We start from the raw sequence: 25,515 nt of genomic DNA on the forward strand, positions 1-25,515 counted from the left end.
CTCCCTGCGTCATCGCGTCAGGTTCTTCTCAGGTCTTCTTCACTCGGACGGTCTGCGTCGAACGCGTTTCAAGGGTCATCTCGTCGGCATCGGCGACCTTCGCTTTCAGCCGCACAGTACCCGCCGCCGCATCCACGACATCCACCACCTTCGCCAGAAGCCTGGCGGTGTCGGCGTTCCCGGAGGCGCTCGCCAGCTGCACGGCGCGCCCCAGCTTGGCGGTCGCGCCGTCGACATCGCCCAGTTTGCGGGCCTCCAGCCCCTGCTGGATGGCCTGCGCCAGCTCCGCCTGTCCCGTGTAGTGCGCCACCTGCGGGCTGATGGCGGTGGAGGAGGCGAGGTCGTCCGTCCACACCGCCCGGACCAGGCCCTGGGCGAGCGTGGCCGGCGGCTCACCGGCGCCCTGGGGCATCACCAGCATGGCCCGCGCGGCCAGCATCTCCTGGCCGACGGACGCACCCGGCACCCGTACGCACACGTGGTACTCGCGGGACTCGTCGCCCCACGAACCGGTCGGGTAGTCGCCCGCGCGCGGACCGGCTTCGGTGCGGCGGCCGGTGAGGTCCTGGACGGCGGGCGCGACCTGCTTGACGTACTGGATCTCCGCGCCGACCGGCGTCCACAGGCGCAGCGAGACGTCCGCCACCTCCTTGCCCATGACGTTCTCCATCATGCGCGTGAAGTCCTCGCTCAGGTGGGCGGGATCGGCCACGATGTCGGCGGAGCCGAGCAGCGCGCCCGCGATGTCCGTGACGTCCTTCACCTCCCAGTCGGTGCCGACACCGCGCGCGTCGCAGGTGAAGCGGCCCGCGCAGGCGTCGAGCGTGGCGCGCAGCACGGCGGGCTCCTCGTGCTCGTTGCGGCCGTCGGTGAGCAGGATCCCGTGCCGGATGGTGGCCGTCGACCCGCGCAGCAGGCCGTCGGCGAGGCGCAGCCAGGTGCCGATGGCGGTGCCGCCGCCGGCACCGAGGCCGCGCAGCGCCTCCTTGGCCTGGGCGCGGGTGGCGGGGTCGGCGGTGGCGAGACGGCCTTGGCCCGGGTAGACCTCGCGGGCCACGTGGGTACCGGCGATCACCGCGAACGAGGTGCCGTCGCGCAGCGTGTCGATGGCGGCGGCCGTGGCCTCGCGGGCGCCGCGCATCTTGGCCGGCGGGTGGTCCATCGATCCCGAGCAGTCGAGCATGATCACGACGGCCGCGCCGCCGGGCGCGAGGGCGGCGGGGCGGGCGGCGGTGGCGCCCCCGGTGGAGGTGACCGTGACGATGGCGTGGACGTCGCGGCCGCCCTCGGGCAGGAACTCGTTCTGGTACACCTCCACGCTGAAGCGCGGGGCGCTCGGCTTGGCGAAGTTCGCCATCGGTGGACTCCTAGGAGGTCGGTTCCGTTTCCGGTTCCGTTTCGGCGTGGACGGGGGGCCGCGGCGGGGCGGCGGCGAAGGGGACGACGGCCACGGTGATGTTGTCGTGGCCGCCCCCGTCGAGGGCGTGCCCCACCAGGACCTGCGCGCTGTGCAGGGGGCGGAACGCCGCGTCGGGGGGAAGGACCTCGGCCATCTCCCGTGCGGACTCGGCGTAGTTCCACAGGCCGTCCGTGCAGACGACGACGACGCCGGGGTGGTCCGGCTTGAAGCTGGCGGTGTGCGGTTCGAGGTCGTACGCGTCGGCGCCGAGCCAGCCGGTGATGGCGTGGGCGCGGACGTCCGCGTACGCCTCGGCCTCGCCCATCAGGCCGGCCGCGACCATCTGGGCGGCCCAGGAGTCGTCCTCGGTGAGGCGGCGGGGGAGTGCCGCACGGTCGTCGGGCACCCAGTAGGCGCGGCTGTCACCGACCCAGCCGATGGTGAGCACGCCGCCGCTGACGACGGCGCCGACGAGGGTGCAGGCGGGGGCGTTCTGGGCGCCGGGTACCTCCGGCGCGAGCGCGTTCACGGCGGCCGCGGCGGCGAGGATCGCGTCGTGCATGGCCTCCTGCGGGTGGGCGCCGCGGGGGAGGGCTTCGAGCAGCGCCTCGTTGGCGGCGCCGGCGGCCGCGGCGGAGGCCTCGTCGGGGCGGCTGGCGGAGGAGACGCCGTCGCAGACGATGGCCACGGTGGCGGCGGAGCCGTCGGGGAGGGCGGTGGCGGCCACCGCGAAGGAGTCCTCGTTGCGGTGGTGGCGCAGCCCCCGGTCGCTGACGGCGGCGACGCTCCCGAGCTCCTCTTCGAGGTGGTCCCGCTCCCGCGGTTGCGCGTGCCCGCAGTGCTCGCAGTACCCGTCGGTGTCCACCCGCCCGGCCCGGCACGCGACGCAGGTCTTCCCGTCGCCCGGTGCGGCCCCGGCCTCCTGCGGTGGCTCCTGCGGGGTGCTGTACGGGGGTTCTTGGGCGGGGCCTGACTGCCAGGGGCCGCCCTCGCCGGGCCCGGAGGCCGTGTCACCGTGCGGTGACCCCTGCGCGGTGCCGTACGGGGGTTCGTGGGCTGTGCCGTACGGGGGTTCCTGTGCGGGGCCGGTGCCCTGTGGGTTGCCGTACGGGTGCTCCTGGGCGGGGCCCGATTGCCAGGCGGCGGCCGGGGCCGGGTCGGCCGGGGCGGCGGACCAGTCGCCGGCGTCGTCGACCAGCGTCGGGGCGGCGCTGGTCACACTGCCCCATCCGGGCGCGGGCACACCGGAGCCGTACCCGCCTGCGGGCGCGGCCGGTTCGGGGTCGTAGGGCCGGCCCCTGACGGTGGGCGGCGACGGTACCGCCCGGGCGGCGTACTCCCCGGCGGACCCGTACTCGCTCCGCTCCCGGTCGTCCCCGGGGTATCCGGGACCGCCGCCCGGGGCGGCGTCCGGCCCACCGGGGCCGGCCGGGGCGGGGGTCTGGTAGGCGTCCGGAGCGCCGGGGTCCCAAGGCGCCGGGGCGCGGGGGGACTCGGCGCCGGACGGGCCCGGGGCCGGGGAGGCGTCCCCGTCCGCCCCGGAGGGCGCCGCCCCGCCGGGCGGCCCTGCGTCGGGGCCGGCGGGGACCGGGTGGCCGCAGACGCCGCAGAAACGGTCAGCCTCTTCCAGGGGCTCCGCACAGCCGGGGCAGCCCGACAGCCGATGCATCGACATCAATCACACCCACGTCCGGGGACGGAAACGGTTAGCCCGCTCCACCAGTTCGATCCTCTCCTCGCCCCGCTGCGCCAGCCGAGCGAGGACGCGGTACGAGCGCTCCAGGCCGAAGCGCAGCCCCCGCTCGTCCAGTTGACTGCCGAGCAGCGAGGTCCGGCCGGGGTCGGCACCCCGGCTACCCGACAGTACCCAGTCCAGGGCCGAGCCCAGAACCTCCACCGACAGCCGTTCCCTGCGCACCGAGTCCAGCCCGAACCGCCCCAGCGCCTCCACCTGCGCGGCAGCCGCCACCAGGTCGGGCAGCAACGGCTCTTCCGGTGACCGGTCGCGCAGGCGTGCCCGTACGGCCGCCACCCGGGCGGCGGTGTAGTGGATCGACACCTCCGGGACCGACTCCAGCGTCCGCACCGCCCCCGCCCGGTCGCCGGACGCGAGCTGCACCCGCGCCAGCCCGAACGCCGCGCTCACGAAGCCGGGATCGGTGATCCAGACGAGCCGGTAGTACTCGGCGGCGTTGTCCAACTGCCCCAGGACCTCCGCGCACAGCCCCAGCGCCAGCTTCGGCGCGGGCTCGCCGGGGAAGGCGTCGTAGACGGCGTCGAAGGACAGGGCGGCCACCTCGTCGTCCCCGGTGGCCAGGGAGGCGATGCCGCGCGCCCACACCACCCGCCAGTCGTCGGGGTGCCGGGCCTCCAGCTCGGCCAGCGCCGCCCCCGCCACCGCGAGTTCGCCCAGCTCCAGCCGGGCCCGCAGCTCCCGCAGCCGCAGTTCGGCGGAGTCGGCCGGCGCCGAGCCCAGCGCCCCGAGGAGGTCGGTGGGCGCGGCGGTGAGCAGTCCGGCGAGGAACCCGGCGTTGGCGTCGGCCGCATCCACCAGCGGAACCGGGAGCGCCAGCGCCGTACCCCGGGCGTCCGGCTCCGCCGGCCCGCCGCGCGGAGCGGGGCCGGCCGGGACGGCCCGGTTCACCGCCCCGCTCCGCCGCTGCGCCGGGACCACCGCGCCGGCCCCGGCGGCGGTACCCGCCTCGTCTGCGTACAACCGGGTGTCCGGCACCCGCAGTTCCGGCCCGAACAGCGTCGAAAGCTGGGGGCGCGGCCGCCCCGTCTGGAGCGCCACGACCTCCCGCAGCACGCCCGTCAACTGGTCCGCCATCTCCTGCGCGGACGCGAACCTGCGGCCGGGATCCGGGTCCGTGGCCCGTACCAGCAGCCGGTAGAACGACTCGTACCGCCGGAACACCTCGATGTGCTCGGGGTCCGGCAGCGAATCCACGAACACGTTCGTGTAGCCCTGGAAGTCGAAGGTCAGCACCGCCAGGGTGCGCGCCACCGTGTACAGGTCCGACGCCACCGAGGGACCCAGTTCCGCCACCTCCGGCGCCTGGTAGCCCACCGTGCCGTAGATGGCCGACTCCTCGTCGTCCATCCGCCGCACCGCGCCCATGTCGATGAGCTTGAGCTGGTCCTGCTGCTGGATCGCGTTGTCGACCTTGAAGTCGCAGTACAGCAGGTTCCTGCTGTGCAGGTGACCGAGCGCCTCCAGCGCCTCGATGCCGTACGCGCACGCCTGCTCGACCGGCAGCGGGTCGCGCCTGCCGTCCGGCCGACGCCGCTCGTTGGCGATCTCCTTGAGCGACTTGCCGCCGACGTACTCCATGACGATGTACCCGTCCAGCGAACCGGTCCGCTGGTCCAGGTGCTCCACGAAGTTGTAGATCCGCACGATGTTGGAGTGCTCGATCTCCGCGAGGAAGCGCCGCTCGGAGATCGCCGCCTCCATCGCGTCCTGGTCCCCGGTGTCCAGCAGGCCCTTGAGCACCACCCAGCGGTCCGAGACCGCCTTGTCCACCGCCAGGTACACCCAGCCGAGGCCGCCGTGGGCCAGGCAGCCCGCCACCTCGTACTGCCCGCGCACCACGTCGCCCGCGTTCAGCTTGGGCACGAAGGAGTACGGGTGCCCGCACTTGGTGCAGAACCCCTCCGTCCTGCCCGGCCGGTCGCCGCGCGCCCGCCCCACCGGGGCCCCGCAGTCCGAGCGGGAGCAGAACCGCTTGCGCTCGGGGACCTCGGGGTTCTCCAGTACCGCCGCCGACGGGTCCGGCCGGGGCACCTGCGGCACGTCGACCAGACCGGCCCCCAGACGGCCGCGCCCCGAAGACGAGCCGGCCGAACCCGAACTGCGCACCGACACCGAACGGCTGGACGCCGTCCCCGGCAGCGAACGCGACAGCCGCCCCGACACCGAACGCCGCGACGAGGACGAACGCGAGGAACGCGCCGACCGGGAGGAGCCGGCCGACGCGGACGAGGAGCGCCCCGAGCCCCGGGAATCACCGTGCCGCGCGGCGCTGGTCATGCCGGTGGGCGGCGACACCAGTTCCTCCGCACCCGCCGACACGGCGCCGACCGGCGCCAGCCCGCAGGTGCCGCAGTAGACCTCCCCGCCCCCCATGTCCTCGTACGACCCCGGGCAGCCGGGGCGCACGCACGCGGTTCCGATCAGGCTCATCCGTCTTCCCTTTCCGCCCCGCCGTCGGCGGGGGGCGTCTCCTGCGGCTGGGGCTGCGACTGCGGCGCCAGCGCCTCGGCCGTCGCCCGCTGGTAGCGCAGCACGGCCTGCTCGGCGGCCCGCAGGTCGCACGGCGCGCTCCACAGCATCCGCCGGGCCGTGTCGTAGCGCTCCATCAGCAGCGGGTCCTCCGCCATGCCGTGCCGGGCGACCTTCGCCTTGTACGCGTCGAGCCGGCCCCGCAGCTCCGCCCGCACCGCGAGCGGCGCCGTCACCGCCGTCAGCGACTCGCGGGCGCGGCGCAGTTCGTCCTCGGCGCGTTCCTCCAGGGACTCCAGCAGCGGTGACAGCCGGTGCCACTGCGCCTGACGGCGGTACTCGGCCGCCGCCGCGAGCTGCTCCTGCAACGCCGTCGGCGGACCGCTGACCGCCGGAACCTCCGACGCGGCGATCTTCGCCAGCACCTCGCCGCGCGCAGTCCGCGCCTCCGCGAGGGTCCGGTCGGCCCGCGAGAGGACGTCCCGCACGCCCATCAGCCGCTGCTCGGCGTCCTGCCGTACCGCCAGCACCGCCTCGATCTCACGGCGTACGTCGTCCAGCGCGCGCGCAGCCCGGTCGTACCGGGTGGTGTCCGGACGGCCGCCGCCCGGGGCGGAGCTCCCCGCCACCCTGACCCAGAACGCCAGCGGGTCCGCGATCACCTGCTCCCGCAGCTGCGCCAGCTCTGCGGTGATGTCCTCCAGGTCGTCCCCCGAAGGATGTTCACCGGGGCGCACGCCGACCGAACGCGCCAGCGAACGGGTCCGGTGCAGTTCGGCGGCGAGCAGGTCGATCCGGGCGGGCAGCGCCGACCAGACCGCGTCGGCGGCCACCACCACGTCCAGGGAGCCGGCGTACAGCTCGTTCATCCGCACCACCAGCTCCGCGAGGGAGAACCGCTCCGCGATCCCGGCCCCCTCGGCCCCTGCCCCGGCGACCACCACACCGGGCCCGCGCAGCCGGTCGGTCAGTTCCGCGAGGTCCTCGCGGCTGGGCCAGCGCCGCCGTTCGCGGATCTGCCGGGCGGCGGCCAGAGCGCCGCTGTAGGCGTCGAAGTACGTCCACAGCCGGGTGATGGCCGCGTCGGCGGCCGTCCACCGCTCCTTGGTGGTCCCGGTCAGCCCGGCGCCCTCCAGCAGCCGCCGCCCGGCGTGGTCCTGGAGCGCGAGCAGGGAGGTCTCCACGGCCTCGTGCTCCGCGCCCAGGCGGGCCAGCGCGCGGTCGACCTCGTCCCGGTCCATCACTGCCGGCCCCGTCTGCGGAAGGCGCACCCGGCTCTCCCCGTTCTCCTCGCCCGCGTACGGCTGCGGTCCCGATCCGTATCCCGATCCGGCCACGGCCTCAGCCGTCCCGGTACTTGGGCGCGGGCGGTGCGGTGACGTTCGGCAGCACGGCCTCCAGGTGGGTGCGGTAGGCCTGCATCCAGGGACTGTCGTTGCCGCCCGCGCGGTAGTTCTCCAGCACCTTGTTCACGCGGCGCACCAGGTCGCCCGCGTCCTTGTTCATCGCGACGCCGTAGAACTCGCGGGTGAAGGGCGAGCCGACCAGCTGCACGGACGGGTCCTGCGCCGCCTGGCCCGCCGCGAGGGCGTTGTCGGTGATGATGCCGTCCACCTCGCCCAGCTGGAGCCGGACCAGGCAGTCCAGCTGGTTGGCCACGGAGACCGGGACCGCGCCGTACGACTGGGACCTGAGGGCCGTCTCCGCGGTGGAACCGGCGGCGGTGCAGATCTTGCGGCCGTTCAGCGAGGGGTCGTAGCCGGTGATCGGGGAGCCCTTCGGCGCCAGGACCTGCTGCCCGGCCTCGAAGTACGCCGTGGAGAAGGCGACGTCCTCCAGCCGCTTGCAGTTGATGGTCATGGTGCGCACCACGATGTCGACGCGGTTCTCCTTGAGCGCGGGGACGCGCTGGCTGGTGGGGATGGCCCGGTAGATGACGGCGTTCTCATCACCCAGGATGTCCTTGGCGATGGCCTTGACCAGCGCGATGTCGAAGCCGTCGAGGTGGCCGTCCGGCTTGCGGTAGCCCCACTTGAAGCTGTTCTGGTCCACGCCCGCGACGAGTTTGCCCGCCTTGCGGATCCGCTCGATCGCCGGGCCGTCCACCCCGCCCGGCCGCAGGCTGGCCTCGGGGTCCTGGCAGGTGTCGGCCGGGGTCGCCGGAGCCAACGCCATCGTGGCGGGCGGCCGGACCGCGCCGGGCCCGACGCCGTCCGGAGCGGCCTGGGCCAGCGGCAGCAGCACGGCCGCCGCGGTCAGCGCACAGGCGACCGCCATCGCGCCGACACCGCCCCAGCCGCGCAGCCGGCGCACGGGCCACCGCGCCGCGGAGCCCCCGGACCGGCCGGCCCCGGGGGCGGCCCCGGACCGGCCGGCCGCGGAGCCCGCCGGCTCCCCGGCCGGGCTGCCGTCGGCGCCGTACCCCTGGTCCCGTCCCGCGCGTATCCGCATCGATCTCACCTGTACTCCGAAAGCCTGCGACCGATGCCGAGCAGTGCGGCCGCCGCACCGACGACCGCCAGGGCCGCCGAGCCCGTCACCAGACCGCCCAGCGCCCCGAGTCCGCCCCGGGCCGCCTGAGTGAACTGCTTCTGCTCGTGGGCCACGGCCTGCTCCAGGGAGGCGTCCACCGTGTCGAAGGAGGCCCCGCTGCTGTCCTTGTGGTCCTTGTCGCCGATGACCTGCGGCAGCGCGAGCTCGTAGTCGCCGCGCATATCGGTCTCCCGGGCCGCCGCGTGCCGCTGCTTCCACTGCGCCACGCCGTCGAGGGCCTGCTGGACGGGCCGGCGGCCACTGCTGTCGTCGGCCAGCCGCAGTGCCGTCGCCAGCCCCGAGTCCAGCTCCTTCATGTTCTTCGTGAACTCCACGTCGTACTTGTCGGACGTCTTGTCCTCGGCCAGTACGGCGCCGCGCGCGATCAGCGTCAGGTTCTCGCCGGCCCGCGCCTGGAGCGAGGCGATCCGCGCGTCGTTCAGCACCTTGAGCGACTCCTGCCCGCCGGAACGGGCCTCACTCAGCCCCGACCGGGCCAGTGTCTGTCCGACGGTCAGCCACAGCAGCACCACCGCCGCGGCGGCCGTCGCCGCGACGAGGCCGTGGTTGAAGACACGGTTGGTCCGGCGGTAGTTGCGCCGCTGCGCCCACACCAGGGCGCCGAGCGCGAGCAGGCCGGTGAGCGTCGCGACGGGCGGCCAGGAACGGGCGTCGTCGTAGTCCTTGTAGAGCCGGCCCGTCTCCGCCTCGTAGAGCCGCTGGGCGGCCGGCAGCAGCACCGTGCTCATCTGCTCGTTGGCGTACCGCAGGTACGCGCCGCCGAGCGGCAGACCCTGCCGGTTGGTGGCCCGCGCCTGCTCGATCAGGCCCGTGTAGCGCGGCAGCTGCTGACCCAGCAGCGCTATCTCCTTGCGGGAGTCCCCGCCGGCGTCGGTGTTGGCGGCCGCGTTCACCAGCAGGCGGGAGGCGTTCGCGATGTCCTTCTCGTACCGTTCGCGGACTTCGCGCGGCTCCTGGGCGCCCGCGAGGAAACCGCTGGAGGACGCGGTGTCCGCGTCCGCGAGGGAACGGTAGATGCTCGCCGCGTCCGCGCTCAGCGGCTGGCTGTGCCCCACCACGTCCTCGGCGGCGGTCACCCGGTCCGAGACCTCCCACACCGCCGACGTGCCGAACAGCAGCACCAGGGCGGCGAGTACCGCCCCGATGATGCGCAGCCGGCCCGGCTCCGTGGTCGCGGCCGCGCGCAGCCGCTCGACGCCCTCGGCCCAGGCGGTGCGCGGCCCGGGCGGTGCGGGCTGCTGCGCGGGCGGTCCGGCGGCGGGCGTCGTGGAGACACCGCCGCCGGGCGCGGGCGCGCGTGATGTGATGGCCACCGTGACCTCCCCCTCGGTCATGACTTCCCCCCGGCTGCCGGGCGGGGCGCCCCCCGGTCCGGTCACCGCGGGAGTACCCGTCGCAGCAGTATGGCCGCATCGGCGGACAACTACAGCACGAGGTACCGGATCTTGACGATCCTTCCCCCGGTCCGGCGCCGCCGCCGCGTCCGTCACCGCTTGCGCCGCCGCTCGCGTCTCCCCTTCACCGTCAATACGTCCGGGCGTCCGTCACGGTTCCACACCGCCCGCCCCCGTGGGCAGGTTCACCCGAAATGGGCACGGAGTTTGCCGTACGCCTCGGGCGGCGCCCCCACCGCGTCCAGCCCCAGCAGCCCCGCGCCCAGTACCGGCGGGGCCACCACCACCGAGATCCGGGCCCGCGGGGCCGCTTCCGCCAGCCCCGACTCGATCGCCCCGTTCAGCTGTGGATGTCCGGCGGCGAGCACCCCGCCGCCCAGCAGGACGGGAACCTCCTCGCCGAGCATCCCGAGCCGCGCCAGCGCCACCGACGCCATGGCCACCACCTCCCCGGCCTGGCGCTCCACGATCGCCGAAGCCACCGGATCGCCGGCCGCGGCCACCGCGAACAGCACCGGCACCAGCTCGTGGGTGCGCTCGTACGCCACCGCGCCCAGGTGCAACGCCTCGATCAGGCCGGCCATCCTCGCGAACCCGAAGTGACCCGGCACCGCCGAGGCCAGCTCGGTCGGGCCGCCGCGTCCGTCCTCGGCCCGCGCCGCCCACCACAGGACCTCCGCGGCCAGACCCGAACCGCCGCCCCAGTCGCCGGAGATCCGCCCGAGCGCCGGGAACCGTGCGGTCCGGCCGTCGGGGGCCACTCCCACGCAGTTGATCCCGGCCCCGCACACCACGGCGACCCCGTACGGGGCTCCCGGCGCCGTCAGTCCGGCCCGCAGGACGGCGAAGGTGTCGTTGCGCACCTCGGTCGCCGTGCCCCAGCCGCGGGCGCCGATCGCGTCCGCGAGCCGCCGTTCCTCCACCGGCAGGTCGGCGTTGGCCAGGCAGGCCGACACCTGCTGCGCGTACGGGCCGTCGGGACGCAGTCCGGCCGCCTCCGCCGCCTCCACGACGGCTTGCCCGAGCACGTCCACGGCCGCCTCGACCCCGGTGCGGGGCGGCTGGAAGCCCCCGGAGCGGCCGGTGCCGAGCACCGTGCCGTCGGCGCTGACGAGGGCCGCGTCGGTCTTGCTGTTCCCGGCGTCGACGGCCAGCACGGCGGCCGGGGGCGGGCCGGCAGCGGGCGGCGCCGCGAGCGGGGCGGCGCGCGGCGCGGCCGGGTTCAGGCCCATGCCAGGTACTCCTTGTTGTGCGCGAGCAGCCGGTCCGTCAGGCCCTCGGCGAGGTCGAACTGCCCGACCAGCGGGTGCGCCAGCAGCGCCCGGAAGACCCGCTCGCGGCCGCCGCGCAGCGCCGCGTCCAGCGCGAGGTCCTCGTACGCGGTGACGTGGGAGATCAGCCCGGCGTACAGGGGGTCCAGCCGGGGCACCGCCAGCGGGACCGGCCCCGAACCGCCCGCGCCGCCGGAACCGCCCGCGCCGCCCGATCCGCCCGCGCCGTCGATGCGCGCCTGCACCTCGATGACGGCGTCGTCCGGCAGGAACGGCAGGGTCCCGGCGTTGCGGGTGTTGACGACCTGCACCGGGGACGCGCCGCGGCCGTCGCCCAGCAGGGCCGCCGCGAGGTCCACGGCCGCCTCCGAGTAGAACGCCCCGCCCCGCCGGGCCAGCAGGGCGGGCTTCTCGTCCAGTGCGGGGTCGGCGTACAGGGCGAGCAGCTCCCGCTCCATCGCCGCGACTTCGGCGGCCCGCGAGGGCTTCGCACCGAGCTCCCGGACCACCTCGTCGTGCGCGTAGAAGTAGCGCAGGTAGTACGACGGCACCACGCCGAGCCGGTCCAGCACGGCCCGCGGCAGCCGCAGGTCGGCGGCGATGGCCCCGCCGTGCTCGGCGAGCAGCCCGGGCAGCAGGTCCTCGCCGTCGGGGCCGCCCTTGCGCACGCCCAGCTCCCACGTGAGGTGGTTGAGGCCGACGTGGTCGAGGTGGATGCCGGACGGGTCGACCCCCAGCAGCGCCGCGAACTTCCTCTGCAGGCCGATGGCGACGTTGCACAGCCCCACCGCCCGGTGCCCGGCCCCCAGCAGCGCCCGCGTGACGATCCCGACCGGGTTGGTGAAGTCGATGATCCAGGCGTCGGGACTGGCCCGCCGGACCCGTTCGGCGATGTCGAGGACGACCGGGACGGTGCGCAGGGCCTTGGCGAGCCCGCCCGCACCGGTGGTCTCCTGGCCGAGGCAGCCGCACTCCAGCGGCCACGTCTCGTCCCGGAGCCGGGCCGCCTGTCCGCCGATCCGCAGCTGGAGGAGGACCGCATCGGCGCCGGCGACGCCCGCGTCCAGATCGGCGGTGGTGGTGATCTTGCCGGGATGGTCCTGCCTGGCGAAGATCCGCCGGGCCAGGCCGCCGACCAGCTCCAGCCGGTCCTCGGCCGGATCGATCAGCACCAGTTCGCTGACGGGCAGGGTGTCGCGCAACCGCGCGAAGCCGTCGATCAGCTCGGGGGTGTAGGTGGAACCGCCGCCCACCACTGCGAGTTTCATCGTCGCTAGCCTTTCACTCCGGTCAGTGTGACTCCCTCGACGAACGCCTTCTGGGCGAAGAAGAAGAGGACGATCACCGGCGCCATGACGAGCACGGTCGCCGCCATGGTCAGGTTCCAGTTGGTGTGGTGCGCCCCCTTGAAGGACTCCAGGCCGTAACTGAGCGTCCAGGCGGCGGGGTTGTCGGAGGCGTAGATCTGCGGGCCGAAGTAGTCGTTCCAGGCGTAGAAGAACTGGAACAGCGCGACGGCGGCGATCCCGGGCCTGGCCATCGGCAGTACGACGCGCAGCAGCGTGCGCAGCTCGCCGCAGCCGTCGACACGGGCCGCGTCCAGGTACTCGTCGGGGATCGTCAGCAGGAACTGGCGCAGCAGGAAGACCGAGAACGCGTCGCCGAACGCCATGGGGATGATCAGCGGCCACAGCGTGCCGGACAGGTCCAGCTGCCCGGCCCAGAACAGGTACATCGGGATGACCACCACCTGCGGCGGCAGCATCATCATCGCGATCACCAGCAGGAGCGACAGCCGCCGCCCGCGGAAGCGGAACTTGGCGAGCGCGTAGGCGACGGGCACGGAGGAGACCACGGTCAGCAGTGTGCCGACTCCCGCGTACAGCAACGTGTTGCGCCACCAGGTCAGGAAGCCGGGGGTGTGCCACACCCGGGAGTAGTTGCCCCACTGCCAGGTGTGGGGCCACAGGTCGCGGGTCAGCGCCTGCCGGTCGTCCATCACGGAGGTCAGGAAGAGGAAGACGAAGGGGAGGACGAAGAACAGGGCGGCGGCCACCCCCAGGCTGTGCACGGCCACCCAGTGCACGAGCGCGCCCCGGGCGCGCCGAGGCGGTGCGGGGGCGGTCCGCGCGGGGGCGGTGCCCGTCGCCGTCGTGGTCACGGCCATGTCAGTCACCTGATCCGATCAGTCCGCCACGGCGGCGCATCAGCAGCGCGGTGAACGCCATGGAGAGGGCGAAGAGGACGAGGGCGGCCGCGCACGCGGCGCCGTAGTCGAAGCGCTGGAAGCCCAGGTTGTAGACGACCTGCGGCAGGGTCAGCGTGGACTTGTCGGGGTAGCCCGGCTCGAACTGCTCGCCCGAGCCGCCGATCACCCCGGCCGCCACCTTCCCGGCGACCAGCGGCTGCGTGTAGTACTGCATGGCCTGGATGACCCCGGTGACCACGGCGAACAGGATGATCGGGGAGATGTTCGGGAGGGTGATGTGGCGAAACCGCGCCCACGCACCGGCCCCGTCCAGTTCGGCGGCCTCGTACTGCTCCTTCGGTACGTCGAGCAGCGCGGCCATGAAGATGACCATCAGGTCGCCGACGCCCCATACCGCGAGCACGGTCAGCGCCGGCTTGGACCAGTCGGCGTCGGTGAACCAGCCGGGCGAGTGCAGTCCGACGCCTTCCAGCAGGACCCCGGCCGGCCCCGTGCCCGGGTTGAGCAGGAAGACGAACGCCAGCGTCGCGGCCACCGGCGGAGCGAGGTAGGGAAGGTAGAACAGGGTCCGGAAGAGGCCGGGCGCCGTCTTGATCTTCGTGATGAGCAGCCCGGTGCCGAGACCGAAGACGACCCGGCAGCCGACCATCACCACGACCAGCCACAGGGTGTTGCGCATCGCCGGCCAGAACAGCGGATAGTCGGTGAACAGGTACGTCCAGTTGTGCAGGCCGCTCGGGACGGGCGGGCGGAAGCCGTCGTACTTGGTGAAGGAGAAGTACACGGTGGACAGCAGCGGGTAGGCGAAGAAGAGCGCGAACCCGATCAGCCACGGCGACATGAAGGCGGCGGTGCGCAGCGCCGAACGGCGCCGCTTCGCCCGCGCGGTGTACGGGGAGGCCACCGGGGTTACTCGGCCTTCGCGATGTCGGTGTCTATCTGCTTGTCGGTGCGGGCGAGCCCGGCCCCGATGTCGGCCACGTCGCCCTTCTCGACGCCGTACGCGAAGTCCTCGAAGGTCAGCTGGTAGGTGCCGCCGTCCGCCTGGGCCGGGGTGGTGGCGGACTTGGGGTGCCGTGCGATGTCGATGAACGTCTTGAACTCCGGGGTGACCTGGAGCTTCGGCGACGCCAGTGCCTCCAGCGTGGAGGGGACGTTGTGGATGGCGTTGGCGAAGGCCACCACCGTGTCGGTGTCGGTGGTCATGTACCTCACCAGTTCCCAGGCGGCGTTCTGTTTGCGGCTCGCCGCCGAGATGCCCATGACCGTGCCGGAGACGTAGCCCTTGCCGTAGTCGGCCACCTGGTCGTCCGGTACGGGCAGCGGCGCGGTGCCGATCTCGAACGCGACACCGGCCTCCTTCGCCATCGCGGGACGCCACTCGCCGTCGATCTGCATGGCGACCTTGCCGGTGTGCAAGGGGTGTTCCGCGCTCCACTCGTCACCGAAGGTGGCGCGGTACTTCTCCAGCTTCTCGTAGCCGCCGAGCTTGGCCACGAGGTCCTTCTGCGCGGTCAGCATCTTCGCGAAGGCCGGGTCCCCGGCCAGGTTCGACTTGCCCCGGGCGTCGAAGTAGGTCCCGCCCCACTGGGCGGCCAGCCGGGTCGGTTTCGTCTCGTAGCCGTGGAAGGTGGGCATCACCCCGAGCCGGTCGTAGGTGTCGCCGCGCGCCACCGTGAGCTTCTGCGCGTCCTCGGTGAACTGGCTCCACGTCTTGGGCGGTTCGGTGATCCCCGCCGCCGCGAAGGCGCTCTTGTCGTAGACGAGTCCGTAGGCGTCGCTGAGCAGCGGCAGGGTGCACTGGTTGCCGCGGTACTGGGTGTACTCCAGCAGCGTCCTGGGGAACACCTTCGCCTTGTCGACGCCGGACTTCTCGAGGAAGGGGTTCAGGTCCGCGAAGGCGCCCGAGTTGCAGAACTTGCCGACGCTGTCGGTGGTGAAGGAGGAGACCACGTCGGGGGCCTTGTCGCCGCCCGCGCGCAACGCCTGGTTGATCTTGTCGTCGGTCATGTTGGCGGTGACGCGGACCTTGATGTTCGGGTGGGCCTGCTCGAACCGGGCGATGTTCTCCTCGATCGCCCTGACCTCTCCCGGCGCGGACCAGCCGTGCCAGAAGGTGAGCGTGACCTGCGCGTTCGGGTCGTCGTCGGCGGAGGCGCCGCTCTGGCCCGTACAGGCGGTGGCGAGGGCGGTCAGCGCCGCGAGGACGGCGACGGCGGTAGTGGGGCGTCCGGATCTGGGCATGGCGGGGCTCGCTCTCTGGGGTGAGGAACTTCCGTGGGGGGTGCCGTGGACGGGGTGGGGGTGGGCCTGGGGGGCTGAGGGGCGGGGGTGTGGAGGGGGGTGGGGGTGTCAGCGTCGGCGGGAGGTGTCGAAGACCTCTTCACGGGTGGTGATCAGGGCGCTCTCCAGCGCGCCGCGCAGGACGGGCCGCTCGCGCACTGCGCCGGGGACCAGGCGGGGCCGGGACGGCGCCAGTTCGGCGAGCTCGGCCTCCAGCAGCGCGCGCAGCGGTTCGCCGCCCGCGGCGATCGCGGCCCCGGACAGCACCACGATCTCCGGGTCGAGTACGGCGACCAGGGAGGCCAGACCGGTCGCGAGGACGGTGGCGTACGACTGGAGGAAGCGCAGGTGCGCGCCCTCCGGCCGGGCGGCGGCCCGCTCCAGCAGGGCGACCCCGGCGGCGACCTGCGGACCGTCCGCGGCCGCGTTCCCGTCGGCCGTCCCGGGCGTCCCCGCAGCCGCGATCCCTTCGAGGGGCTCGATCCCCAGCTCGCGCGCGAGGCGGGGCAGCACCTGTACACCCGCCAGTTCCTGGTAGCCGCCGGTGTTGGCGCGGGTGACCTGCCGCACGAGGGGGTGGCCGGGCACGGGCAGGAAGCCGACCTCGCCCGCGCCGCCGGTCCAGCCGCGGTGGAGCCGGCCGCCGAGCACCAGCGCGGCGCCGAGCCCCTCCTCGTTCCACAGCAGGACGAAGTCCTCGTGGCCGCGGGCCGCGCCGAGCCGCTGTTCGGCGATCGCGGCGAGGTTCACGTCGTTCTCGTACTCGACCGGCATCGGCAGGGCCGCCGCCAGTTCGTCGAGGAGGGTGGGGGAGTGCCAGCCGGGCAGGTGGCTGGCGTAGCGCAGCTGGCCGGTCTGCGGGTCGAAGGCGCCGGGGGTCGCGATGACCAGCCGGTGCACGTCGGTGCGCCGGAGCCCGGCGGCCTCGACGGCCTCGCCGAGCGCCTCGGTCACCTGTGCGACGGCGTCGCTGCCCTCCCGGTAGGGGTGTTCGAAGCTGCCGACCACCTCGCCGGTGAGGTCGGCGACGGCCGCCGCGACCCGGTCGGGGGTGACGTCGAGTCCACCCACGTGGGCGGCGCGGGCGTTGAGGGCGTAGAGCTGGGCGTTGGGCCCGGGCCGGCCGCCGTCGGTGCCGGTGGCCACGACCAGCCCGGCGGCCTCCAGCCGGGCCAGCAGCTGGGAGGCGGTGGGCTTGGACAGGCCGGTCAGGTGCCCGATCCGGGTCCGGGACAGCGGTCCGTGCGTCAGCAGGAGCTCCAGCGCGGCGCGGTCGTTCATGGCGCGCAGCAGGCTGGGCGTTCCGGGGGTGGCGGCGGGCATGGGGCGGGACTCTCCCTCACCGAGGCGAACTGTTAGGTAAGTTTCCTATTGCCGTCCGAGCCGTGTCAATGGCGCTGCCCCGCAGGTTGTGACCTGCGGGGCAGCGGTGAGGTGGCGGTGCCGGGGGACTACTTGGTGATACGGGGGCTCCCCGGCGAGGCCGGGGGCGGGATCGGGCTGGTGGCCAGGGACTGCACCGAGGCCGGGTTGGCGAGCGCCGACGGCGGGGCGACGGCGGCCGCCGGGTCGGCGCCCTCCTCGGCCTCGTCGGCGGCCGGCAGACCGCCGATGATGCCGATGCCCGCGGCGTCGAAGGCCTCCTTGATGCGCCAGCGCAGCTCGCGCTCCACGGCGAACTGCTGGCCCGGCATGGTCTTCGCCGACACCTTCACCGTCATCGAGGCCAGCAGCACCTCATCGAGACCCAGCACCTCCACCGGGCCCCACAGCCGCTCGTCCCACGGCGACTCCTTCGCCATGCCGTCGGCGACCTGCTGGACCACCTCGCGGAGGCGGGAGAGGCTCTCCGTCGGCTTGACCTGCACGGCCACGCCGGCCGTGGCCCAGCCCTGGCTGAGGTTGCCGATGCGCTTGATCTCGCCGTTGCGCACGTACCAGATCTCGCCGTTGTCCCCGCGCAGCTTCGTCACGCGCAGTCCGACCTCGACGACCTCGCCGGAGGCCACCCCGGCGTCGATCTTGTCACCGACGCCGTACTGGTCCTCCAGGATCATGAACACGCCGGACAGGAAGTCCGTCACCAGGTTCCGGGCACCGAAACCGATCGCCACACCGGCCACACCCGCACTCGCCAGCAGGGGCGCCAGGTCTATCCGGAGCTGGGAGAGCACCATCAGCACGGCCGTGCCGAGGATCAGGAACGAGGCCACCGAGCGCAGCACCGAACCGATCGCCTCCGAGCGCTGGCGCCGCCGCTCCGCGTTGACGAGCAGCCCGCCCAGCGCCGTTCCCTCGACGGCCTCCGCGCCCCGGTTCATCCGGCTGATCAGCTTGGTCAGCGACTTGCGGATGACCGAGCGCATGGCGAAGGCGATGACCAGGATCAGCAGGATCCGCAGGCCCATGGCCAGCCAATCGGCCCAGTTCTTCTCGATGAAGTCCGCGGCGTTCGTCACGCTCTCGGTCGCGTCGTCTGTGGTCGCTGCCAGCGGTAGCAGGGTGGCGGGCGAGGGCACGGCGGGGAACCTCCAGGCATAGCGGGCCGACCGCGGGAGAAAAGCGGACGACCCGTCCACACTAACGGGGCGGCCGCCCCGACCCCGCTGCCGTGTTCGAGGGAGAGACCGGACTCACGTGGGGAGGAAGCGGGTGTGTCGGAAAACACCTCCGACCCGTTACGAGCGCGTGGTGGCGCTTCCACCAGCCGTAAGGGGAGACTGGAGAGCAGATCGTCCCGGCGCGAGCCACGCGCCGCCGGCGTACAAGGAGGCAGTCCGTGCCGCACGTCCTGGTCCTCAACGCGTCGTACGAGCCCCTCGGCGTCGTACCGCTCCGCCGCGCGCTCGTCCTCGTCCTGGAGAACAAAGCGGTCTCCCTGGAGGAATCCGGCGCCTTCCTGCACAGCGCGACCAGAGCCGTCCCCGCGCCCAGCGTGGTCAGGCTCAAGCGCTTCGTGCGGGTCCCCTACCGGGGGCCCGTTCCACTCACCCGGCGCGCGCTCTTCGCCCGCGACGGCGGCCGCTGCATGTACTGCGGGGCCGTCGCGACGAGCGTCGACCACGTCGTCCCGCGCAGCCGGGGCGGCCAGCACGCCTGGGACAACGTGGTCGCCGCGTGCCGCCGGTGCAACCACGTCAAGGCCGACCGGCACCTGCTCGAACTCGGCTGGCGGCTGCGCCACCAGCCGGCCCCGCCGTCCGGCCTGGCCTGGCGCATCATCGGCACGGGCCACCGCGATCCCCGCTGGATGCCGTACCTGGAGCCGTACGGGGCCGAGGCGGCGCTGGACCGGATCGGGGTGGCGGCGTCATAGCGCGGGCGTCACGGGGTTCATAGGGCTCCCCCCCCTCGCCCGGGCGTCGGCAGCGGCCGGTGCTGTCCGGTGCGTCCGCGGTGCGCCCGTGAAGTCGGGCCGGGCCGGGCGCTGTTCCCGCAGAGCCGCCCGTCCGCGGGCCCGCCCGGCCGCCGGAGCCGGCCCGTCCGCAGGAGTCGGCCGCCGGTCCGCAGGCCCCGCCCGTCCGCAGGAGCCGGCCGCCGGCCCGGTCCACCGCGAGCGGGGCCCGCGGCCCCTCTACAGCGGCTCGCGGAGCATCTGAGGGCGGGTCCAGGACCGGTCCGGACGAGGGCCGTCCCCGGCTCCCTCCGGGCCGGGTGCGGGGGGCCGCGCGGCACGCGAAGACGCCCGGCGGACCGGTGGGGGCAGAGCGGCCGAACAGCGTTCCCGGTCACCGCGACCGCCGCCGCGGTGGCCGCTCTGCACCCCTGAGCTGCACGGAGCCACCCCGTCCCGAGCCGTCCGCCGCCGTACCCGGCCGCCGGGCCGGCAGCGCGTGCGGCGGGGACGCCGCGCCCGGCGGTGATCTTGGACGGATACGCCAGGAATGCCGGGCGCCCGGCGGGGTAGTGCTGCGGTGTTCGCCGGGCGTGTTACATCGGTCCCACGAACCCGCGCGAAGGAGTGCTTCCATGAAAGCCGGACCCGTCCGCACCTCCACCGTCCACCCCCCGGCCAGCCGCGCCCCCCTCCGCCACCTCCGCGCCCAGAGCGGTCCGGCGGACGTCCCCTGCGCCCCCCTCACCAGCGAACCCCCGCTCACCTGCACCGCGTACGCCCCCCTGACCAGCGAACCGCCGCTCACCTGCGAGGCCGCACTGACGAGCGAGCCCTCGGTACCCGCCCGCGCGGCCGACTGACCACGACCCAGCGATCAGACAGGGACTCACATGGACGACCTCGACCGGCTCGCGGCCCTGCACGGTGTCGCCACCTCCTACCAGCCCGCCGAGGACGTCACGCTGCGGGTCCCGCGGGCCACCGTCGTCGCCGTGCTGGGCCGGCTGGGGGTGGCCGCCGGGGACCCGGAGGCCGTACGGGCCGAGTTGGCGTCGGCGGACCGGGCCGCGGCGGACCGGCTGCTGCCCCCGGTCCTCGTCGGCTGGGCCGGAGCCGCCCCGGACGAGCTGGCCGGACTCCCGCCCGGCACCGCGCTCCGCGTGGCCCTGGAGGAGGGCGGCGAACTGCCCTGGGGACCCGGACTGCCCCTGGGCGTGCACCGCCTGACCGCCCAGGCCCCCGACGGCCGCACCGCCACCGCCACCTTGATCCTGGCCCCGGACCGGGCCCCGGCCGCGCCCGGCCGCACGCACGGCCTGCTCGTCCAGCTCTACTCCCTGCTCTCCGCACGCTCCTGGGGCATGGGCGACCTCGGGGACCTGGCCGCCCTGGCCGGCTGGGCGGCCCGCACGCACGGCGCCGGGTTCCTCCAGGTCAACCCGCTGCACGCGGCCGTCCCCGGGAGCCCGACCGACCCCTCCCCCTACCGGCCGTCCTCGCGCCGCTTCCCCGACCCGGTCTACCTGCGCATCGAGGACGTCCCCGAGTACGCCGCCAGCCCCGACCGGGAGGCGCTGGCCGAACTGGCCGCCCGGGCCGGGGAGCTCAGGCGCGCGGTGCTGGAGAAGGGCGCCCTCATCGACCGGGACGCGGTGTGGGGGCTCAAGCGCGCCGCCCTCGAACTGCTGTACGCGGTTCCGCGGGAGCCCGCCCGGGACGCCGCGTTCCGCGCCTTCCGGGAGGCGGGCGGCTCCGCACTGGCCCGGCACGCCACCTGGTTCGCGCTGGCCGAGCGGTACGGCACCGACCGGGCACGCTGGCCCGAAGGCGCCGAGGACGCGCCGGAGACCGCCCGGGGAGCCGAGTTCCACTGCTGGCTGGCCTGGCTGACCGATGCTCAGCTCACCGCCGCCCAGCGCGCCGCCCGGGACGCGGGTATGACGGTCGGCCTGGTCCACGACCTGGCCGTCGGCGTGCACCCGGAGGGCGCGGACGTCTGGGCCGCGCCGGACGCGTACGCCGCTGCGGCCACCGTGGGCGCCCCGCCGGACGCCTTCAACGCGCGCGGCCAGGACTGGGGGCTGCCGCCCTGGCGCCCCGACGCGCTCGCCGCGAGCGGCTACGCCCCCTTCCGGGCCCTGCTGCGCGGGGTGTTCCGGTACGCGGGCGCGCTGCGCATCGACCACGTGATGGGCCTGTTCCGGCTCTGGTGGATCCCCGAGGGCACCCCGCCCGCCGAGGGCACGTACGTCTCCTACGACGGCGAGGCGATGCTGGCCGTGCTCGTGCTGGAGGCCCACCGGGCCGGGGCCCCGGTCATCGGCGAGGACCTCGGCACGGTCGAGCACGGGGTGCGGCGGGCGCTCGCCCGGCGCGGGGTGCTCGGTACTTCGGTGCTGTGGTTCGAGCGGGACTGGCAGGGCGAGGGGCAGCCGCTGGAGCCGGCCGACTGGCGGGCCGACTGCCTGGCCACCGCCACCACCCACGACCTGCCGCCCACCGCCGCCAAGCTGGCCGGCAGCCACGTCGAACTGCGCGACCGGCTCGGCCTGCTGACCCGGCCCGTCGACACCGAGCGGGCCGAGGACGCCGCCGACACCGCCGAGTGGCTGGCCGTGCTGGACCGGCTGGGCCTGGAGGCCAAGGGCGAGGAGGCCGCCGTACGCGGCCTGTACGCCTTCCTGCTGCGCACGCCCGCCCACTTGGTCGGCGTGTGGCTGCCCGACGCGGTGGGGGACCGGCGGCCGCAGAACCTGCCGGGCACCTGGGACCAGTACCCCAACTGGCGGCTCCCGGTCGCGGACGAGGCCGGCCGGCCGGTGACGCTGGAGGCGCTGATGGCCTCGCCCCGCGCGAACGCCCTGCTGAGCGCCGTGCGGGAGGGTGCGCGCACCCGTACGGCACCCCCGGGCGCGCGCCCCCTTTAGGTGTTCGCTACGTTTGCACCGTGGACAAGAAGAACGCTCTGCGCGCCGGCGCCGTCACGGCCGGAACGACGCTGATGATGCTGCTGATGACGTCTCCCGCCCTCGCGGTGATCCGCGACGACGGCGATGACCCGGGCCCGGGCCTGAGCATCGGCGAGACGCTCGGCCTGTACGTGGCCACGCCGATCGTGCTGTTCCTGGTCATCGCCGGTCTGGTGATGGTCGGCGACAAGTCGCGCAAGCAGCGTCCGACCGACTGATCCGGCCGCCCTCCCACGGGCGGTCCTCCATGACTTCCGGGGCGCCGGGGGTCCGCACTCCGACATGTGGTCGGTGGTCGCGGGACCCCCGGCGCTCCGTCGTGCCCGGCGCCGGTGACCGCCTCCCCGGTGAAGGGGCCGCGGTGGTGAGGCTCAGCCCACGCCCGCCATCAGCTTGCGCAGCAGCCCGCTGAGGGCTTCCACCTCTTCGCCGTCCAGCCCCGACAGTGCGGCGCGCTGCACCTCCAGGCCCGCGGCGACGGCCTCGTCGATGAGCTCGAGCCCGCGCTCGGTGATCGTCACCTGGAGCCCGCGCCGGTCGTTCGGGTCGGGGTTGCGGCACAGCAGCCCGGCCTTCTCCAGCTTGTCCAGCCGTCCGGTCATACCGCCGCTGGTGAGCATCAGCGTGGCCGAAAGCTGGCGCGGCGAGAGGGTGTACGGGGCCCCGGAGCGGCGCAGGGTGGCGACCACGTCGAACTCGCCGAGGGAGACCCCGTAGCGGTTGTAGGTGCGTTCCATCTCGTCGCTGACGGCCCGGGCGATCCGGTTGATACGGCCGAACACGGCCATCGGGACGGTGTTCAGGTCCGGTCGCACCGCGTACCACTGGTCGGTGATCGCGTCGACGGCGTCCTTGTTGGCCTCGGTCATGAGCACAGTATCCGGCCTCTCCTTCTTCGATCACCAAAGTCGCTTGACGAAAAGTAGCTTAGCGCTAAGCTACTTACAAGCAACCTAACGAGGGCGCCGCCGACCTCGTAGCCGTCCCTCTCCCCGAGGAGTAGCCGTGAACCGCCTCGCCACCGTCGCCCTGACCGCCCTGGCCCCCATCTCCTGGGGCTCCACCTACGCCGTCGCCACCGAACTGCTGCCACCCGACCGGCCGCTGTTCACCGGCGTCATGCGCGCACTGCCCGCCGGACTGCTGCTGACCCTCCTGTCCCGCCGCCTCCCCAAGGGCGAGTGGTGGTGGAAGTCCGCGGTCCTCGGGGCGCTCAACATCGGCGCGTTCTTCCCGCTCCTCTTCCTCGCCGCCTACCGGCTGCCCGGCGGCGTCGCGGCCGTCCTCGGCAGCGCCGGCCCGCTGTTCGTCGTGGGGCTCGCCGCCCTGGTCCTGGGCGAGCGGGCGAGCCTGCGCACCGTACTCGCCGCCGTCACCGGAGCCCTCGGCGTCAGCATGGTGGTGCTGACCGCCGCCGCGAAGCTCGACCTCATCGGCATCATCGCCGGTGTGGTCTCCTCCGCCTCCATGGCCGCGGGCACCGTGATGACCAAGCGCTGGGGCCGCCCGGACGGCGTCGGACCACTGGCCATGACCGGCTGGCAGCTCACCGCCGGCGGCCTGATCATCATCCCCATCGCGGCCCTCGTGGAAGGCGCCCCGCCCGCGCTCGACGGCAAGGCCTTCCTCGGCTACGGCTACATGATGCTCATCAACACCGGCACCGCGTACTGGCTCTGGTTCCGCGGCATCGGCAAGCTCTCCGCCACCTCCGTCACCCTGCTCGGCCCGCTCTCCCCGCTCACCGCGGCCGTCATCGGCTGGGCGGTCCTCGGACAGGCGCTCTCCCCGGTCCAGCTCGTCGGCATGGCGATCGCCTTCGGGGCCACCGTGGCGGGCCAGCTGTTCGCCGCCCGGGCCGCCGCCGCCCAGGCCGCCCGCACTCCGGAACCGTTCACTTCTGCTGAAAAGACCGATCGGAACATTTCGATGGACCTGACAGCTGAACCGGTGCGACCGTAGCCCCACGAACCGTCGACCGAATCCCGAGGGGGAGACACCCAGTGGCCGTCCTGGACCGCAACCGCACCGTCGCACCAGCAGCACCGCAGTCCACCGGCACGGGGAGGAAGGGAGCCGCCGGCCTCGGCGTGCTCCTGGCCCTGGTCGCGACGGTCGTCTGGTCCGGCAGCTTCGTCGCCACCCGCGGAATGGCCGAGACCGTACCGCCCGTCCAGGCCGTCTTCTGGCGCTGGGTCATAGCCGCCCTCGCGGTCACCCCCCTCGCCGCCCGCCAGGCCTGGCAGCAGCGGGCACTGATCCGGCGCCACCTGCGCTACATCGCCCTCGCCACCCTCTTCGGCGTCACCCTCTACAACACCCTCGTGCACCAGGCGGGCCTGACCACCTCCGCCTCCAACATGGGCATGATCATGGCGGCCTCGCCGGTCGTCATGGCCCTCTACGCCCGCCTCGGCGGCGAACGGCTCGGGGCCCGCCGCGTCTTCGGGATGCTGCTCGCCGCCTTCGGGGTACTGCTCCTGGTCGGGGACGGCTCGCTCGGCTTCGACTTCACCGCAGGCGACCTGTGGATGTTCGCCGCCGCCCTGTCCTTCGCCACCTACAGCGCCCTGCTCAAGCGCAAGCCCGCCGAACTGGGCGGCCTGGCCTTCCTGCTCACCACCTTCGTGCTCGGCGCCCTCATGCTGGCGCCCGTCTACGCCGTGTCCCTCACCGTCCAGGGCGGCTTCCGGCTCACCCCGGCCGCCGGCGGCATGCTGCTCTACGTCGGCGTGATGTCCTCCGCCGTCGCCTTCTTCGCCTGGAACAAGGCGATCTCCCTCATCGGCGCGGCCCGCGCCGGAGTCGTCTACTACCTCCAGCCGGTCTGCGTCGCCGGCCTCGGACTGCTGCTGCTGGGCGAACGGACCGGCCCGGCGCAACTGCTGTGCATGGCGCTGATCCTCGTGGGCGTGGGGCTGGGGAGTGCCCGCCGGTAGGTTCGGGCCCATGACCGAGTGGGACATCAAGAAGCTGCGGATCCTGCGGACGCTGGCCGACCGGGGAACCGTGACCGCGACGGCCGGGGCGCTGCACATGACGCCCTCGGCCGTTTCGCAGCAGCTGACGAACCTGGGCCGGCAGCTGGGGGTGGTGCTGCTGGAGGCCCAGGGGCGGCGGGTACGGCTCACGGACGCCGCCCACCTGGTCCTGCGGCACGCCGAGGCCGTCTTCGCCCAGCTGGAACGGGCCGACGCCGAACTCGCCGGGTACCTGTCCGGGGAGGTGGGCGAGGTACGGATCGGCGCCTTCTCCACCGCCGTGCCCGCCCTGGTGGTGCCGGCCGTCGCCGCCCTGCGCCGGACCCGGCCCGGGGTGGAGGTGCGGGTGCGGGAGACCGAGGCCGCCGAATCCTACGAGCTGCTCTCCGCCGGGGTCGTCGACCTCGCGCTGTCCCTCGCGGCCCACGCGCCGACCGCCCGCGACCCCCGCTTCACCCGGGTCACGCTGCTGGAGGACCCGCTGGACGTGGCGCTCCCGCCGGACCACCCCCTGGCCGCCGCCGTGACCGTGCGGCTCGCCGACCTGTCGGGGGACCGGTGGATCTACGGGGGCAGCGGCCCCTGGTCGCAGATCACCCGTTCCGCCTGCGAGGCGGCCGGGTTCGTCCCGGAGCAGGCCCACTCGGCGTCCGGCTGGAGCGCGATCCTGGCCATGGTCGAAGCGGGCATGGGGGTGGCCCTCGTACCCCGCATGGTGACCGGACGCGCCTCGGGCACCGCCGTACGGGTGCTGGCCCACGACCGCCCGGCCCGCCACGTCATCGCGGCCACCCGCAGCGGAGCCGAGTCGGCCCCGGCGCTGGCCCCCGTCCTGGAGGCACTGCGCGACGCGGCCGCGGCGCGCGCCACCGCTTGAGCAGACGCAGGTGTGCC

General features: G+C 74.1%; 21 protein-coding genes. 7 read left to right on the forward strand and 14 right to left on the reverse strand.

Going from position 1 to position 25,515, the window contains the following annotated elements; translation table 11 throughout:
- Positions 1 to 28: 28 nt before the first annotated feature.
- From OG861_RS20530 to OG861_RS20590, 13 genes are all read right to left on the reverse strand, one after another.
- Entirely contained in the window at positions 29 to 1,357 is a 1,329-nt protein-coding gene (locus tag OG861_RS20530; protein WP_329195312.1) for a vWA domain-containing protein, read from the reverse strand.
- Between the two features lie 10 nt (positions 1,358 to 1,367).
- Entirely contained in the window at positions 1,368 to 3,074 is a 1,707-nt protein-coding gene (locus OG861_RS20535) for a protein phosphatase 2C domain-containing protein (RefSeq protein ID WP_330261834.1), read from the reverse strand.
- A 3-nt stretch (positions 3,075 to 3,077) separates the two neighbouring features.
- Positions 3,078 to 5,585 (reverse strand): serine/threonine-protein kinase, encoded by a 2,508-nt coding sequence (locus OG861_RS20540; RefSeq protein ID WP_329195307.1) that lies wholly within the window; start codon positions 5,583 to 5,585, stop codon positions 3,078 to 3,080.
- The gene (locus OG861_RS20545; RefSeq protein WP_330261983.1) at positions 5,582 to 6,865 is read right to left on the reverse strand and encodes a hypothetical protein; all 1,284 of its coding nucleotides are present in this window, start codon (positions 6,863 to 6,865) and stop codon (positions 5,582 to 5,584) included. The genes OG861_RS20540 and OG861_RS20545 overlap by 4 nt, the downstream gene beginning before the upstream one ends.
- A gap of 100 nt (positions 6,866 to 6,965) precedes the next feature.
- A complete protein-coding gene (locus OG861_RS20550; RefSeq protein ID WP_329202189.1) occupies positions 6,966 to 7,901 on the reverse strand; it encodes a glutamate ABC transporter substrate-binding protein in 936 nt (311 codons plus the stop codon).
- 179 nt (positions 7,902 to 8,080) lie between these two features.
- On the reverse strand, positions 8,081 to 9,511 hold the full coding sequence (locus OG861_RS20555; protein ID WP_329195305.1) for a hypothetical protein: 1,431 nt from the start codon (positions 9,509 to 9,511) through the stop codon (positions 8,081 to 8,083).
- A gap of 245 nt (positions 9,512 to 9,756) precedes the next feature.
- Positions 9,757 to 10,803 carry an N-acetylglucosamine kinase gene (locus OG861_RS20560; RefSeq protein WP_329195304.1) on the reverse strand — a complete coding sequence of 349 codons (1,047 nt, stop codon included), beginning with the start codon at positions 10,801 to 10,803 and terminating at the stop codon, positions 9,757 to 9,759.
- Positions 10,794 to 12,110, reverse strand: coding sequence for a 6-phospho-beta-glucosidase (locus OG861_RS20565; RefSeq protein WP_329195302.1), 1,317 nt, complete (start codon positions 12,108 to 12,110; stop codon positions 10,794 to 10,796). The genes OG861_RS20560 and OG861_RS20565 overlap by 10 nt, the downstream gene beginning before the upstream one ends.
- 5 nt (positions 12,111 to 12,115) lie before the next feature.
- Positions 12,116 to 13,009, reverse strand: a complete 894-nt coding sequence (locus OG861_RS20570; RefSeq protein ID WP_329195300.1) for a carbohydrate ABC transporter permease — start codon at positions 13,007 to 13,009, stop codon at positions 12,116 to 12,118.
- Position 13,010: 1 nt separating this feature from the next.
- Positions 13,011 to 13,892, reverse strand: a complete 882-nt coding sequence (locus tag OG861_RS20575) for a carbohydrate ABC transporter permease (protein ID WP_329202187.1) — start codon at positions 13,890 to 13,892, stop codon at positions 13,011 to 13,013.
- A gap of 68 nt (positions 13,893 to 13,960) precedes the next feature.
- Positions 13,961 to 15,295, reverse strand: a complete 1,335-nt coding sequence (locus OG861_RS20580; RefSeq protein WP_329195299.1) for an extracellular solute-binding protein — start codon at positions 15,293 to 15,295, stop codon at positions 13,961 to 13,963.
- A 108-nt stretch (positions 15,296 to 15,403) separates the two neighbouring features.
- Complete coding sequence (locus tag OG861_RS20585) at positions 15,404 to 16,657, reverse strand: ROK family transcriptional regulator (protein WP_329195297.1); 1,254 nt, start codon at positions 16,655 to 16,657, stop codon at positions 15,404 to 15,406.
- Between the two features lie 128 nt (positions 16,658 to 16,785).
- Positions 16,786 to 17,853: a mechanosensitive ion channel family protein gene (locus OG861_RS20590; protein WP_329195295.1), complete on the reverse strand. Its 1,068-nt coding sequence runs from the start codon at positions 17,851 to 17,853 to the stop codon at positions 16,786 to 16,788.
- A gap of 260 nt (positions 17,854 to 18,113) precedes the next feature.
- On the opposite strand from OG861_RS20590, the gene OG861_RS20595 reads away from it, so the two are divergent.
- The 4 genes from OG861_RS20595 to OG861_RS20610 all read left to right on the forward strand — a co-directional run bounded on the left by OG861_RS20595 (position 18,114) and on the right by OG861_RS20610 (position 21,858).
- Positions 18,114 to 18,650 carry an HNH endonuclease gene (locus tag OG861_RS20595; RefSeq protein WP_136216423.1) on the forward strand — a complete coding sequence of 179 codons (537 nt, stop codon included), beginning with the start codon at positions 18,114 to 18,116 and terminating at the stop codon, positions 18,648 to 18,650.
- A gap of 653 nt (positions 18,651 to 19,303) precedes the next feature.
- Positions 19,304 to 19,531 (forward strand): hypothetical protein, encoded by a 228-nt coding sequence (locus OG861_RS20600; RefSeq protein ID WP_329195293.1) that lies wholly within the window; start codon positions 19,304 to 19,306, stop codon positions 19,529 to 19,531.
- Between the two features lie 30 nt (positions 19,532 to 19,561).
- Positions 19,562 to 21,598 (forward strand): 4-alpha-glucanotransferase, encoded by a 2,037-nt coding sequence (gene malQ, locus OG861_RS20605; RefSeq protein WP_329195291.1) that lies wholly within the window; start codon positions 19,562 to 19,564, stop codon positions 21,596 to 21,598.
- Between the two features lie 20 nt (positions 21,599 to 21,618).
- Positions 21,619 to 21,858, forward strand: coding sequence for a hypothetical protein (locus OG861_RS20610; protein WP_329195289.1), 240 nt, complete (start codon positions 21,619 to 21,621; stop codon positions 21,856 to 21,858).
- Between the two features lie 153 nt (positions 21,859 to 22,011).
- Here the strand turns inward: OG861_RS20610 and OG861_RS20615 are convergent, their stop codons facing one another.
- Complete coding sequence (locus tag OG861_RS20615; protein WP_329195287.1) at positions 22,012 to 22,509, reverse strand: MarR family winged helix-turn-helix transcriptional regulator; 498 nt, start codon at positions 22,507 to 22,509, stop codon at positions 22,012 to 22,014.
- A 136-nt stretch (positions 22,510 to 22,645) separates the two neighbouring features.
- On the opposite strand from OG861_RS20615, the gene OG861_RS20620 reads away from it, so the two are divergent.
- Genes OG861_RS20620 through OG861_RS20630 form a run of 3 tightly spaced genes read left to right on the forward strand, consistent with a single transcriptional unit; the run spans position 22,646 to position 25,498 of the window.
- Entirely contained in the window at positions 22,646 to 23,602 is a 957-nt protein-coding gene (locus tag OG861_RS20620) for an EamA family transporter (protein ID WP_329195286.1), read from the forward strand.
- A 41-nt stretch (positions 23,603 to 23,643) separates the two neighbouring features.
- Positions 23,644 to 24,579: a DMT family transporter gene (locus tag OG861_RS20625; protein ID WP_443056505.1), complete on the forward strand. Its 936-nt coding sequence runs from the start codon at positions 23,644 to 23,646 to the stop codon at positions 24,577 to 24,579.
- Positions 24,580 to 24,589: 10 nt separating this feature from the next.
- Positions 24,590 to 25,498 (forward strand): LysR family transcriptional regulator, encoded by a 909-nt coding sequence (locus OG861_RS20630; RefSeq protein WP_329195285.1) that lies wholly within the window; start codon positions 24,590 to 24,592, stop codon positions 25,496 to 25,498.
- Positions 25,499 to 25,515: the final 17 nt, after the last annotated feature.

The organism is Streptomyces sp. NBC_00539 (assembly GCF_036346105.1).
Classification (GTDB): Bacteria; Actinomycetota; Actinomycetes; order Streptomycetales; family Streptomycetaceae; genus Streptomyces.

Coding starts and splice junctions, on each gene's coding strand:
- OG861_RS20575 (WP_329202187.1), bottom strand. CDS start 13,892: ATGTCGCCGTGGCTGATCGGGTTCGCGCTCTTCTTCGCCTACCCGCTG.
- OG861_RS20615 (WP_329195287.1), bottom strand. CDS start 22,509: ATGACCGAGGCCAACAAGGACGCCGTCGACGCGATCACCGACCAGTGG.
- OG861_RS20555 (WP_329195305.1), bottom strand. CDS start 9,511: ATGACCGAGGGGGAGGTCACGGTGGCCATCACATCACGCGCGCCCGCG.
- OG861_RS20565 (WP_329195302.1), bottom strand. CDS start 12,110: ATGAAACTCGCAGTGGTGGGCGGCGGTTCCACCTACACCCCCGAGCTG.
- OG861_RS20560 (WP_329195304.1), bottom strand. CDS start 10,803: ATGGGCCTGAACCCGGCCGCGCCGCGCGCCGCCCCGCTCGCGGCGCCG.
- OG861_RS20550 (WP_329202189.1), bottom strand. CDS start 7,901: ATGGCGGTCGCCTGTGCGCTGACCGCGGCGGCCGTGCTGCTGCCGCTG.
- malQ (WP_329195291.1), top strand. CDS start 19,562: ATGGACGACCTCGACCGGCTCGCGGCCCTGCACGGTGTCGCCACCTCC.
- OG861_RS20570 (WP_329195300.1), bottom strand. CDS start 13,009: ATGGCCGTGACCACGACGGCGACGGGCACCGCCCCCGCGCGGACCGCC.
- OG861_RS20630 (WP_329195285.1), top strand. CDS start 24,590: ATGACCGAGTGGGACATCAAGAAGCTGCGGATCCTGCGGACGCTGGCC.
- OG861_RS20545 (WP_330261983.1), bottom strand. CDS start 6,865: ATGGACCGGGACGAGGTCGACCGCGCGCTGGCCCGCCTGGGCGCGGAG.
- OG861_RS20530 (WP_329195312.1), bottom strand. CDS start 1,357: ATGGCGAACTTCGCCAAGCCGAGCGCCCCGCGCTTCAGCGTGGAGGTG.
- OG861_RS20535 (WP_330261834.1), bottom strand. CDS start 3,074: ATGTCGATGCATCGGCTGTCGGGCTGCCCCGGCTGTGCGGAGCCCCTG.
- OG861_RS20580 (WP_329195299.1), bottom strand. CDS start 15,295: ATGCCCAGATCCGGACGCCCCACTACCGCCGTCGCCGTCCTCGCGGCG.
- OG861_RS20585 (WP_329195297.1), bottom strand. CDS start 16,657: ATGCCCGCCGCCACCCCCGGAACGCCCAGCCTGCTGCGCGCCATGAAC.
- OG861_RS20540 (WP_329195307.1), bottom strand. CDS start 5,585: ATGAGCCTGATCGGAACCGCGTGCGTGCGCCCCGGCTGCCCGGGGTCG.
- OG861_RS20600 (WP_329195293.1), top strand. CDS start 19,304: ATGAAAGCCGGACCCGTCCGCACCTCCACCGTCCACCCCCCGGCCAGC.